Origin of the sequence: Paenibacillus uliginis N3/975, assembly GCF_900177425.1 — a bacterium.
Taxonomy (GTDB): domain Bacteria; phylum Bacillota; class Bacilli; order Paenibacillales; family Paenibacillaceae; genus Paenibacillus_AQ; species Paenibacillus_AQ uliginis.
In genome coordinates this window covers 2,324,334-2,336,692 of the sequence record NZ_LT840184.1, presented here as the reverse complement: position 1 = coordinate 2,336,692, position 12,359 = coordinate 2,324,334, and the positions used below count along the sequence as shown (strand labels likewise).

The 12,359-nt window shown below is 44.7% G+C and carries 15 protein-coding genes and 1 riboswitch; of the genes, 3 read left to right on the top strand and 12 right to left on the bottom strand.

Annotated features, from left to right (window positions below; translation table 11 throughout):
• The first annotated feature begins 152 nt into the window (after window positions 1-152).
• Window positions 153-761, top strand: coding sequence for a TVP38/TMEM64 family protein (locus B9N86_RS11105; protein WP_208919283.1), 609 nt, complete (start codon window positions 153-155; stop codon window positions 759-761).
• Window positions 762-815: 54 nt separating this feature from the next.
• Here the strand turns inward: B9N86_RS11105 and B9N86_RS11100 are convergent, their stop codons facing one another.
• From B9N86_RS11100 to B9N86_RS11070, 7 genes are all read right to left on the bottom strand, one after another.
• Window positions 816-1,340, bottom strand: a complete 525-nt coding sequence (locus tag B9N86_RS11100) for a hypothetical protein (protein WP_210190660.1) — start codon at window positions 1,338-1,340, stop codon at window positions 816-818.
• A gap of 78 nt (window positions 1,341-1,418) precedes the next feature.
• Window positions 1,419-1,796 carry a monovalent cation/H(+) antiporter subunit G gene (gene mnhG, locus B9N86_RS11095; protein WP_208920219.1) on the bottom strand — a complete coding sequence of 126 codons (378 nt, stop codon included), beginning with the start codon at window positions 1,794-1,796 and terminating at the stop codon, window positions 1,419-1,421.
• Entirely contained in the window at window positions 1,789-2,073 is a 285-nt protein-coding gene (locus B9N86_RS11090) for a Na(+)/H(+) antiporter subunit F1 (protein WP_208919281.1), read from the bottom strand. Before B9N86_RS11090 ends, mnhG begins: the two co-directional genes overlap by 8 nt.
• Window positions 2,073-2,549 (bottom strand): Na+/H+ antiporter subunit E, encoded by a 477-nt coding sequence (locus B9N86_RS11085; protein WP_208919280.1) that lies wholly within the window; start codon window positions 2,547-2,549, stop codon window positions 2,073-2,075. The genes B9N86_RS11090 and B9N86_RS11085 overlap by 1 nt, the downstream gene beginning before the upstream one ends.
• A 5-nt stretch (window positions 2,550-2,554) precedes the next feature.
• Window positions 2,555-4,036, bottom strand: coding sequence for a Na+/H+ antiporter subunit D (locus tag B9N86_RS11080; protein ID WP_208919279.1), 1,482 nt, complete (start codon window positions 4,034-4,036; stop codon window positions 2,555-2,557).
• Entirely contained in the window at window positions 4,029-4,367 is a 339-nt protein-coding gene (locus B9N86_RS11075) for a Na(+)/H(+) antiporter subunit C (RefSeq protein ID WP_208919278.1), read from the bottom strand. The genes B9N86_RS11080 and B9N86_RS11075 overlap by 8 nt, the downstream gene beginning before the upstream one ends.
• Window positions 4,368-4,369: 2 nt before the next feature.
• Window positions 4,370-7,228: a Na+/H+ antiporter subunit A gene (locus B9N86_RS11070; protein ID WP_208919277.1), complete on the bottom strand. Its 2,859-nt coding sequence runs from the start codon at window positions 7,226-7,228 to the stop codon at window positions 4,370-4,372.
• Between the two features lie 254 nt (window positions 7,229-7,482).
• On the opposite strand from B9N86_RS11070, the gene B9N86_RS11065 reads away from it, so the two are divergent.
• Complete coding sequence (locus B9N86_RS11065; RefSeq protein WP_208919276.1) at window positions 7,483-7,710, top strand: hypothetical protein; 228 nt, start codon at window positions 7,483-7,485, stop codon at window positions 7,708-7,710.
• Window positions 7,711-8,033: 323 nt separating this feature from the next.
• Here the strand turns inward: B9N86_RS11065 and B9N86_RS11060 are convergent, their stop codons facing one another.
• The 5 genes from B9N86_RS11060 to B9N86_RS11040 form a co-directional block, all read right to left on the bottom strand.
• The gene (locus B9N86_RS11060; RefSeq protein WP_208919275.1) at window positions 8,034-8,315 is read right to left on the bottom strand and encodes a hypothetical protein; all 282 of its coding nucleotides are present in this window, start codon (window positions 8,313-8,315) and stop codon (window positions 8,034-8,036) included.
• A 221-nt stretch (window positions 8,316-8,536) separates the two neighbouring features.
• On the bottom strand, window positions 8,537-9,385 hold the full coding sequence (locus tag B9N86_RS11055) for a bifunctional 5,10-methylenetetrahydrofolate dehydrogenase/5,10-methenyltetrahydrofolate cyclohydrolase (RefSeq protein ID WP_208919274.1): 849 nt from the start codon (window positions 9,383-9,385) through the stop codon (window positions 8,537-8,539).
• A 70-nt stretch (window positions 9,386-9,455) separates the two neighbouring features.
• A riboswitch (ZMP/ZTP riboswitch) is annotated at window positions 9,456-9,533 on the bottom strand.
• A 57-nt stretch (window positions 9,534-9,590) separates the two neighbouring features.
• On the bottom strand, window positions 9,591-9,770 hold the full coding sequence (locus B9N86_RS11050) for a hypothetical protein (protein WP_208919273.1): 180 nt from the start codon (window positions 9,768-9,770) through the stop codon (window positions 9,591-9,593).
• Window positions 9,771-9,833: 63 nt separating this feature from the next.
• Entirely contained in the window at window positions 9,834-10,196 is a 363-nt protein-coding gene (locus B9N86_RS11045) for an MmcQ/YjbR family DNA-binding protein (protein WP_208919272.1), read from the bottom strand.
• Window positions 10,197-10,263: 67 nt separating this feature from the next.
• Window positions 10,264-11,061 (bottom strand): Cof-type HAD-IIB family hydrolase, encoded by a 798-nt coding sequence (locus tag B9N86_RS11040; protein ID WP_208919271.1) that lies wholly within the window; start codon window positions 11,059-11,061, stop codon window positions 10,264-10,266.
• Between the two features lie 156 nt (window positions 11,062-11,217).
• Here B9N86_RS11040 and B9N86_RS11035 point away from each other — a divergent pair, with 156 nt between their 5' ends.
• Window positions 11,218-12,231 carry a glycine-rich domain-containing protein gene (locus tag B9N86_RS11035; RefSeq protein ID WP_208919270.1) on the top strand — a complete coding sequence of 338 codons (1,014 nt, stop codon included), beginning with the start codon at window positions 11,218-11,220 and terminating at the stop codon, window positions 12,229-12,231.
• Window positions 12,232-12,359: the final 128 nt, after the last annotated feature.

Here is a 12,359-nt window from a genome sequence, read left to right as displayed (position 1 = left end):
TCCGGTTTGCTCAGATGCGGTCCAATGGGTTAATATGATATAATAAAATTCATTGATTTTTTACATAAAACGACTGCAAAAGTTTAATTCAGTTTATCAAATAAAAGCATTATTCAAACAAACAGATAACCATAGGGGAGATCGTACTTATTATGTTAGATTGGATTGAGCAGGTTTTAACGTTTATGAAAAATATCGACATGAATCAGGTAGAATCCTGGCTTCACAAGTATTCCAGCCTGGGCCCTCTGCCGGGCATATTATTTCCCTTCATTGAAGCATTTCTTCCGATTCTGCCGCTTATCGTCATTGTAATGGGCAACGCAGCCGCCTATGGCTTGTGGTTGGGGTTCCTGTTCTCATGGATCGGCGTGTGCGCCGGCTCTATTGCTGTATTTTGGCTGGCACGTAAACTGGGAGGAAAGCTCGGACTGTACATCCAAAAGCGAATGCCGGGAACACAGCGTTTCTTTCACTGGATTGAGGAAAAAGGTTTTACTCCGATATTCATACTCTACTGCTTTCCCTTTACCCCATCGGCGCTCATCAATGTGGCCTCCGGTATTAGTAACGTATCTATGAGAACATTCATCATTGCCGTTATGGCAGGCAAATCGGTCATGATTTTTATGGTCGCTTTTATCGGTCATGATTGGCAGGGATTCATTCATCAGCCGTGGCGTATACTGATTGCCATTGGTGTCCTTTGGTTGCTGTGGCTCGCAGGCAAAAAGATGGAGAACCGCTACCATCATGCCTAACATAAACACTTCTATACAACAAAAAACCGCCTTATTGGCGGTTTTTTCGTTCCTCTACTCCAAATTAACAAATTCATCGGGATGAGAACGGATATATTGAGCAAGCCTTTGATGAATTACCTCAGTGTGTTTTTGAAGCCTGTCATAGTAATCGTTAAATGAGTTTAGAAGTTCAAGGTTCTCCGCCATATCCGAACGAGAAACATCAAATATTTCCAAACTCTGGGAATACCCACTAGCTGTCAAAAAGCTTTCTATTTCTTCCAAAAGCCCGGCAGCCTCGTCATCTCCATGAACCCGGAAACTGCTTTTCAAAGCCAACCATCTCAGTGGCTGGGCCAGGAAATATGCACTCCACCAAAATAATTCCTCCGGCGAGTGATGTACGTGATCATAATACACGCGAAAAATAAACAGCTGCTGCTGCCCCTCTGATAGCCCCGTGTAGAAAGTACGCTCATCCCCTCCACGCATACGTACTTCCTTGAAAGCTTGAATTAACGGTTCAAAACACGTTGTTCCGAGAGACATCTCATCCAGACTATTGAATACATGACGGTTCAAATGGACCATTGACAATATATCAGCTCCTTCAGCATTATTATATCGCCAACGATCCAGTAAATGTAAATAAACTTTTTTTAACGTGTGATCCTTCTAATTTGTACCTTTATCCTTACTGTTCTTACATTCCTTCTCGAGTGCAGGGCGAAGGTCATCATGCGTGCTTTGATCCCACAGTGGAACACCTGAGCGGTAAGCGGCTCTCCCATTCAGATGGCCTGCAACCGGTGCCGTGATGAATACAAAGATAATACCTAGCAAAAGCTTCGCGCTAACATGGTCTACATAGAACATAAAGTACAGAAACGCACCTGTTAGTATTAAGAGAACGCCCAGCGTCGAGCTTTTGGTCGCCGCATGCGATCTCAAATACACATCAGGCAGACGGATTAAGCCAAATGCGCTCACAGCGCTTATCAACGCACCGATTAGCACCAATAGCCCGATCAGCAGTTCTCCAACTTCACTCATCGTTACTCCGTTCAATGACATCACCTCTTTCAATAAATCTTGCCAAGGCTGTAGAGCCTATAAATGTCAGAGTACCAATCAGTAATATGATGTCAAAATACGCTTCTGTCCGGAATAGCATCGAAAGAACAGCGATCATAGACAGTAAAATAATTCCAATCGTATCCAGCGCCATAATCCGATCGTTCATGGAAGGCCCTTTGATCAAGCGATATAAACATCCGAGCATAGCAAGTGACAATATAACCAGAGAAGCGATAAGTATGTTATTAAGCATTACCTTGTCACCTCCAAAATTGCTTTTTCAAAGGTATCCTTGATCTGCCGAACAACCTCACCCTTATCCTCTATATCCATGGCGTGAATATATAACGTCCGCTTGTCATGAGACACTTCCAAGGTCAGCGTGCCAGGGGTCAGACATATCAGACAAGACAACACGGTGATCTCCCAATCACTTTTTAGCTCCGTCTCATATGCAAAAATACCCGGGCGAATATTCAGTCTCGGTCTAATAACTTGACCAAGCACGGTAATGCTCGACTTAAACAGCTCTTTCAGAAACAGGAAGAGCAGTGCAATAACTGCCCATAACTTCCGCAAATAAAAGTCATGCGGCCAGAATCGGTTCAATAGTCCAATGAGGATGGCACCGATCAGATATCCAAGGATGAATCGCTGGGGAGACCAGTCCGAATAAAGAAACATCCAGACGAAGGCGATGATTAGATTTAATACAATTTGAAGGCCCATCTCCACTACTCCTTTAATACGGCTTCAATGTATATTGACGGATTGGTTAGAACCTCAGCCGCCTGTCCGGCGAAGGAATAAATCCATTCCGAACCGACACCAAGTCCAATAACCAATACTAATAGACCGATTGCAGATACATAAGCCGAACTATGCCATTTTTTCTTTTCCCGAACAGGCAGCATGTGATCTTCCCGCCAGAATGCTCCTATAAATACACGCATTAAGGAGTACAACACAATCAGGCTTGAAGCTACCGCAACCGCCGTCAGCAGGAATTCACCTTCACTCAGACCGCCGCGAACCATTAGAACTTTACCTGGAAAACCGCTAAGGGGCGGAATACCGACCAGAGCTAAGGCAAGAATGAAAAACATCCATCCCAAAAGCGGGTAACGTTTAATTAATCCGCCCATCTCGTTCAGCTTGTTCGTACCAGCAGCGGAGATGATCATTCCTCCCAGAATGAACATCAGCGCTTTTGCAATCATGTCATGAATGAGATAAAGCACCGCACCGTCAAGCGAATCCTTCGTTGCCACAGCCAAACCGAAAGCGATAAATCCGACACTGATGACCACATTGTAGTTAAGAATCCGGTGAATATCCTTGTACGCCACAGCTCCAAGCCCACCCAGAATCATTGTAGCCATGGCCATCCAAGCAATGATATTGTGCGTGAAGCCTTGATCGTGATAAAAGATGAGTGTAAACGTGCGGATGATCGCGTACAGCCCTACTTTCGTCAGCAGTGCACCGAATAACGCAGTTACAGCTGCGGGAGGAACACTATAGGACCCCGGCAGCCAGAAGAACAGGAACAGCCCTGCTTTCAATGAGAATACTATCAAAAACATGATGGCGATCACACTCAGTAAGCCACCTTGTCCTGCTTCTGCTACACGAACGGATAGATGGGCCATATTCAGTGTACCGACCACACCGTAAAGATAAGCCATGGCAGCAACAAACAGCGCAGACGAAATGATATTGATCAAAATGTATTTTAGCGTCTCTCTAAGCTGTCGTTTGGTACCTCCCAGAACGATCAGCGCATAGGAAGATATAAGCATGACTTCAAAACAGACAAACAAATTAAACAGATCACCGGTCAGAAATGAACCGATAACACCCGCTAATAGAAATTGAAAAAACGGATAGAAGTAATACTTCTCTCTCTGCTCGCCAATCGTGCGAAAAGCGTATAGGAGACATCCTGCCGCCACAATAAGTGTTGTCAGCACAAGCAGCACCGCAAACATATCCGCCACGAACACGATGCCGTAAGGCGGCAACCAGCCACCCATATATAACGTCTGGATTCCCTTTTCCTGAACCTGATCCATAATGAGCACAACTGATACCCCATTAAGGAAGATACTGATCAGGCTTATCCATCGCTGCACCTTCACTCTTTTGGACAGGAAAATGAGGATAACTGCTGTAAGCAATGGAATCAGGAGCGGAAGAACGATCAGATTATTCATCCTCTTCCCCCCTCAATTCTTCCATATCATCAGTCCCGAGCCGCTGATACGCTTTATAAGCAAGTACGAAAAAGAACGACGTCACGCCGAAGCTGATAACAATGGACGTCAAAATAAGCGCCTGAGGGAGCGGATCAACATACGATTTCGCCTGTTCCCCAAGCAGCGGTGCTGCACCTGTCTTAAGCTTGGCCGTTGTCAGCAGCAGCAAGTTAACCCCGTGTGAAATTAGAGAAGTTCCCAAAATAATGCGAAGCAGGCTTTTGGAGAGAATCAAGTATACCCCAACAGCAAATAAAACACCGATCGCAAGTGACATATATAATTCCATGGCTAGTTGTCCCTCCCAATTGAATAAATGATCGTCATGGTGACTCCTACAACTGCCAAATATACACCCATATCGAACAGCAGAGCGGTAGCAAGCTCAGTATCTCCCAGCAGCGGCAGTTCAAAATGCCCGAAAGCATGACTGAGGAACGGCATGTCGAACAGGAAGGATCCCATACCTGTAAAATACGCCAAAAGAAGGCCTATAGCCGTGACCGTTCTGAAGTTTACCGGAATCATTTTCTGGCTTACATTCATACCAAAGGCCATCGAAAGTAGCACCAACGCTGAGGCAGTCATTAGTCCCCCGACGAAGCCTCCACCTGTGCTGTTGTGTCCGGCAAGGAATAAATAAAGAGCAAACGTCAAGACGATAAAGATGACCACTTTCGAGATCGTTTTCAGTATTACGTCGTTGCTTTTCGGTAAGAGGATATCCTGTCTCATCTCCCGTTGCCCCAGAATGGCATCGCCCGGATCGATCTTGATCATGGCATAGATACCCAAAGCTGCAATACATAACACCGTGATTTCTAGCATCGTATCAAATCCACGGAAATCTACTAGAATGACGTTGACGACATTTTTACCTCCAGCTGACGTATAGCTTTCTTTCAAGAAGAAGTCTGAAATAGGTTCAAACATTCTGCCGCTGGTTGCTCCCAAAGCAATGAGTGTCACCACAACGCCTACACCGATCGAGATTAGCGCATTGGTCCACTTGAATCTCAGTGGAACATGCTCCTTCTTGAGTTTCGGCAGATGATAGAAGCACAGCAGGAACAGCATAACGGAGACTGTCTCCACAACCATCTGTGTAAGAGCCAAGTCCGGCGCCCGAAACAATACAAAGAACAATGTGACCATATAGCCCGACATGCCTGTCAAAATAATGGCAACTAGACGTGAGCGGACAAATGGAAGCGCAAGAACCGATATCACAAGCACGATAATGACGATCGATTCGTAGAACGATATCGGAGCGTATTGTGAAATATTAATCTTGATCCCATCCGAATACACCATGGCATATCCTAAAAGTAAGATCATAAACCCAAAAATATAAATCATGTAGTGCCGAATAGACCCGGTCATATAGCTACCTGTCAGCTTTTTCCCGCCCTGTTCAAGAGAATTTAATCCCCGGTCGTATATCCGGTTAAACGTAACCCGGTTGAATAATGGGCGATTGAGCAGACGAAGTCTTCCATAAAACTTGTACAGAATCGTCCCCAGCACGATAATGCCTATCGTCATAAAAATCTCGGTTGTCCACCCGTGCCAGAACTCGATCTTCACCATGAATTTCTCGCCTGGTGCGAGCATATCTGGCATAATGGCAGCCATCGCCGGTTCAATAAGTGAGTAGGACAGCAGGTTTGGGAACAAACCGAATACAACGGCAAGTGATGCCAAAATCACTGGCGGTATCAGCATTCCAAGAGGCGCCTCATGCGGCTTCTTATCCAGCTTGGCCGGTTGCAGTTTGCCTGTGAAAGTCTTGAACACCAAAATCATGCTGTACAGGAATGTGAATACGCTCGCGATCCAAGCCACAACAGGAATGAGTACGCCCCAAGTCTGTACATTCCAGAAATCCATTTCCGTTACATGGAGAACGGCCGTAAAGAACATTTCTTTACTCAAAAATCCGTTGAACGGCGGTAACCCGGCCATGGAGAAAGCCCCAATAGCAGCCACCGTAAATGTGATTGGCATCAGTGCCATCAGACCACCAAGCTTCCGGATATCACGCGTTCCGGTTTCGTGGTCGACAATACCAACCACCATAAACAGCGCACCTTTAAAGGTGGCATGGTTTATCAAGTGAAAAATAGCGGCTGTCGTTGCTTTCGTGTAAATCAGAGATTCGGGACTCCCGGAATAAAAAGCGGCAGCCGAGCCAAGCCCGAGCAAACTCATAATCAGACCGAGCTGGCTTATCGTTGAAAACGCAAGCAGTGCCTTTAGATCAGTCTGCTTAATGGCCCGGATGGATCCGTAAATCAACGTAGTAAGGCCGACAACTGTAACCAGCCAGAACCATTCCGCCTGCCCGGCAAACACCGGACTAAAGCGTGCAACCAAATAAAGCCCTGCTTTAACCATTGTTGCCGAGTGAAGATAGGCGCTGACTGGAGTCGGTGCTTCCATCGCATCCGGCAGCCAAATATGAAACGGAAACTGGGCCGATTTCGTAAAGGCGCCAAGCAGAATCAAAATCATGGCGGGAATAAATAATGTATGATCTGTCATTTCAGAGACCTGACCAATGATCTCCCTTACGCTCATGCTTCCGGACATAATAGAAAGCATCAGGAAGCCAGTAAACATGGCAAGACCGCCGAATACTGTAATGAGCATCGATTTCAGAGCTCCGTATCTTGATCGTTCACGGGAATACCAGAAAGCAATCAGCAGAAAGGATGAAACGCTCGTCAACTCCCAAAATCCGTAAAGAACCATCACATTATCGGACAAAACGACACCAAGCATCGCACCCATGAACAGAAGCAGGTATACATAAAACCGATGAATCGCTTCCTTGTTCTTATCCATATAAAAGACAGAATATAGAATGACAAGTAAGCCGATTCCGGTAATCAACAGGGCGAACAAAAGGCTGAGCCCATCCAGGTATACCGTAAAATTGATGCCCAGGGAAGGTATCCACGGTAAGCTTGAGAGCACTCCCTCACCTTCCTGTACAGAAGGAATTCTGCTTAGGAAATAAACAAATAAGATGACCGGTACAGGAAGGACAAACCATCCTGTGTGAATACGTTTCGTAAACTTGTAAATAAGAGGTACCAGAACGGCAAAAATAATAGGTGCCATAATGGCGACATGAAGCAGCGACAAGTTGATTCCTCCTTAACCCCAATATGTTAATCTTTTCTCAGTATTACCAATCAAAAATTCGTAAGACCAAAAAAACACAAAAAGAGCCTGCTGTTGGCAGGCTCCTCCGGTTATTTCCATATGTAGTTATTAACTCAAAAATAAACACATCTCAAACTGTGAATCAGTATAGCCTATGAATAATACTTTTGTCAAAGGTATTGTGAATGAAAATACACTAAGTGGGCATCACTCTTAAGTGAGGAGTGATTAGAATGATCGTCCGAAAGATTACAGTATGCTGTATTTTGTTCGCTTTACTTGTGCTGGGGGCCGCTGTGCTGGACTGGCATGTCAACCGTTTACACTACCCGGAACCAAAGTATGCACCACACAGTCCCAAGTATAATATAAACACAATCAACACATTGGAAACGGATATAGGAACCCAATCCTTTCGTCCACGTGAATATATCCGTATAATTCAACGTTCGGCTGACTAATTATCCCCGAACACAAACATACCGAGGGAGAAATATGCAGCCGTCCAGAGAAAAGCTGCCGAATAGGAATATACGGCGAATCTCGGATATGACATCCCCTTCATCCCAATGCAAATCCTCCTGACAACAATTACCTTGCAAATTCTTGCAATTCATTTTGGTGTTATCAGTTTATAAAAACAGGCATATTCTGGGAACCTGCTTGAGCCAAGTCTTCATTCCCGACATTAGTCCAGTTATTTACTGGACCGTGCGATCTTTACAGACCCCGTAAGATAAAAAAAACGCCAGCTATGCGCTGACGATTTTTATCACTTTACTATTCATTGTTTTAAACTTTTAAAGGCTCCAATGAATCCGGATGGGTCTTCCTTTACAGTATAAGAATAAACTCCAAGCTTCGTGTGCAGGTATAAAAAACCCCCTACATCCCCCATCTGACGGAAAGATAGGTCAAACACATCTGCGACGGGAAATTCACGATAATGTGTTACGATCTTATCGCGATACAAATATAACGTCCGATGATCCTCATACATCACTTGTTCCGTACTTCCAACTTCCCTTTGAATCTTATAATAGGGTTGTACAGCTAACCACTCCATATTCACCCTCCTTATAAGTTAGTTCGAGAATAATGATACAAAAATCAAGCCTCAACCATCGTCAGGTGCATAATATCATAGTAAACGCATGCATAACAAATTTCAGACACCGGGGCAGAGCATAAAATGATTAACTGAAGACGCTACGCGTACGAATCGTACTGTCCCTGATATTAATTAAAAATCACTTTTGGGACTGCCCTCTCAACTTGCGCTCAAACTTATGCTTTCATCGATCTTTCAGCGGCATCAACCGTATGTTTCAGCAGTGTTGCAATCGTAACAGGTCCTACTCCGCCCGGAACTGGGGTAATTGCACTTGCATGCGGGAAGCAAGCTTCATAATCGCAATCTCCGATATTTCCTTCGTTATAACCGGCATCCATAATTACAGCACCCGGTTTAATCCAATCTCCCTGTATGAAGTTCGGTTTTCCGACCGCTGCCACCACGATATCACCTTGTGACACCAGGTGATCCAAATTTTGTGTTCTGGAATGGCAAATTGTTACCGTTGCATTCCGGTTCAGAAGCATCATAGATACCGGTTTGCCGAGGATCGGACTTCTCCCAACGACAACCGCATGCTTTCCTTCAATCGGAATGTGGTAAGCATCCATAATTGCCATAATCGCTGCAGGCGTGCAGGAAGGAAATAGAGCCTGACCAAACGCATTTTGAGCAAAACCGAGCATTGTTACACCATCTACGTCTTTTTCAATCGAAATCGCTTCAAACGCGGCCCGCTCATCAATGTGATGCGGCACAGGATGCTGCAGCAAAATCCCGTGCACAGAAGGGTCGTTATTCAGCTCATTTATTACATGGATTAACTGTTCAGTAGAAGTCATCTGATCCAATACCACACGCTTGGAGTCAATCCCCAGCCTCTTGCATGCGTTGCCCTTCATACGGACATACGTTTCCGAAGCAGGGTCATCTCCGACCAAGACCGTCGCCAGGCAAGGTGTTGTCCCTTCCTGAACCAATCTTTTCACACGCTCTTTCAATGCTTCTTTAATGCTGTTCGCCACTTGATTGCCATCCAAAATCAACGTTTCCTTGCTCATGTGATCAGCCCTTTCGACAATTTATGTTTATAGAAACACAAAGAGGTAAGGAGATCCTATGGAATCTCCTTACCTCTGCCCAGGCGTACGGCTGTTATCTATGTGCTCCCTCATGGTATTCCATGTTACGCCAGTTACACATAGTGACTTTTTCTTAATATATCACGTTTTGCTGAGGGGCGCACCTTTAATTGTAGATGAATTTTTAACCTTTTTTTCGTTTGCCAAGCCGTTCCATAATTTCCAGCGCCGCTACAAACAAAACGAACAAAATGAACAAAGAAACAGATCTTCCATAGTCAATCAGTCCGAACTGTGGCACAACCGCTGCGGCAATTCCAACGATAACGATACCCAGCACAGAAAATTTCCAACCTTTAAGCATTATGAATGGCTCCTCGCTTCTTAAATCGAATCCATATATCATATACCAATGCGATACCCTTGTTTAAATCACCGCACTAATCGAATCTCGCATAGATTTTGGAAGACTTTTAAAAACCAGCTCGTAGGAGTGATCAATCATATCCTGCATATCTGAATTCGTTAAGGAGCCGTCACAGATGATAGTGTTCCAATGTTTCTTGTTCAAATGATAGCCGGGCTGAACGGCAGCATGCTGTTCCCGAAGATTCTCAGCGATTTCCGGATCACACTTTAATGCTATATGGGTAAACCCGTTCTCTTCAGGTTTGGAGATCAGTGCAAACATTTTACCCCCGACCTTCATGACGAGCGGAGATGGACCGAATGGGTAGTCTTCTGCAGCTCCTTTTTTGGCTAAACAGTATGTTATTAGATGGCTGTGCACGAGATTTCTCTCCTTCATCCTTCATTTTACCTAAATATAACATGTACAAAGGATCCAGAAAACCTAGCTATACTACGGCGCTGTCAACGGACAGTAAACCGAGCTGCCGGAGTCCATGCATAATGCCGTCCTGATCGACATCCTTTGTTACATATCTGGCTACTTCCTTGACTACGGAGTCCGCGTTTCCCATTGCCACACCATGGCCGACGAATTGCAGCATTTCCAGATCGTTCAGATTGTCTCCGAAAGCAATAACCTCTTCTCGCTTATAACCGAGATGCTGAATAAACTTCTCGATTCCAGCTGCTTTGGAGCCTCCGTTCGGAATTACGTCAACGCCCACTTCATCCCACCGCACAAGCCGGAGCAGATCATCGAATTTCACGATATATGATGTCTCTTCCTCTTTAGTACAAAAGAGAGCCGCCTGATAAATATGTCTGCCCAAATAGTAGTCGGGATCACATTCCGGTATAGGTAATTTATGTGGGGCATAGCTGGCTTCAACGCGCTTATGGTAAGTCATGTTCATTTTCGTATTTTCTTCACTGGTATAAATGATCGGTTGATCCAAGCTTACAGCATATTCATTAAGTGAATGAAGAACCTCAGGCGGGATCGGATTGCTGTAAACCAGGTTTCCTTTATAAACAACATACTGACCGTTTAAGCTGACATAAGAATCGATACCTAGCTCTTCCCGTAGCTCCTTAAACAGAAACGGAGGCCGCCCCGTCGCAATTGCAACCTCATGTCCGTTTGCCTTTAATTCATGAATCGCTTCCTTTGTTGACAAGGGCACCTTTTTATCATAGTCCAATAGAGTCCCGTCTATATCAAAAAAAACTAGTTTTTTGTCCATATTTATTTCCTCCTCATATTTGAGTCACCTATCAAGCATAATTCATGAAAAGCATTTCAGGTCAAGGAAACATGCTAACCATTTTTCAAAACGTTTTGCATAAAATGTATAAATTTGTGATAATGCACTAAAGCCCTTAAGAAAGGACATAACGATATGAGCAAAGGTCTTATTATAATTCTCATTATCATGGTCGTGTTCAGCTTGGCTTCGATCAGCCTGTTTTTACGTAAAAGTCTGAAAGAAGTACGATCCCGCTCAAGGTTAAATATTACCCGTAGGTTGCGGAATGCTCCTCCACCACCTGATCTGGTCAGAGTAGACAGCCCAGCGGTAGATCTGGCTAACAAACTGAAACAATCGATTCCTGCAAGCTTCAAAGATGCATTAAGACAGAGAATGATGTCTGAGCATCCAGGCATCTCCGAACGTGAGTACGAATGGCGATGGCTTGAGCTACAACGGTTCTTCATTCTTTGTGCTGTTCTTGATCGAGTGCCCATGTTCAGTAAGGCGGTAGATGAGTTGTGGCATGAGATGCTGATGTATACACAGGAATACCAACGATTCTCAGAACGCTTTCTTGGAAGAATGCTTCATCACAGCCCTAATGCTGCTGAAGCGGTACCTATACCCGGGGAAAGAGCATGGTTTGACCTCGTTTATGTTGAACTGTTTGGATGGACGCCACAAAGTGCTCTGCTATGGGGACCATTCTTTCGAAATCCTGTACCAAGACATGAGATGGAGCCGTATCAGTACAAGTCAGGCTCCCTACCAGCAGATAGACGATTCAACGCTTGGACGTATGAACATTCCAGTGAAGCCCACAAGGCTATCGATGCGGTACTAACAGGATTACAGGAGCGGATTGATACCTCAATTAGGCGTCCTGTCAATCAACACAAAGTGAATTACCATCATCCCGAGATCCTGCTTGCATCCGCTGTCTTTTTTTCATGGAATGATCCAGATGATTTTACACGTCATATGGTTCCAGATGCCGAAATGATCAAGAAAGATGGAGCAGCTGTATATTCCGGTACTGCGTGCACTTCCGGCAATGATGACCGGCATGATCATGACAGCAATACTTCAGGCTGCGACGGAGGTTCCTCCTGCAGTGGCGGTTCATCCTGCAGCAGCTGCGGAGGCGGATGCAGCAGTTAAGCTAATCAAGTCACCTTTCATAAAGGCCTCATAATTGACCAGCTGCTGATTAAGCAGTTGGTTTTTCTATACATATGGATGGATTTTTGTTCTTTTCTCTGGGATAATGTGGGATAGTATTTATTTTC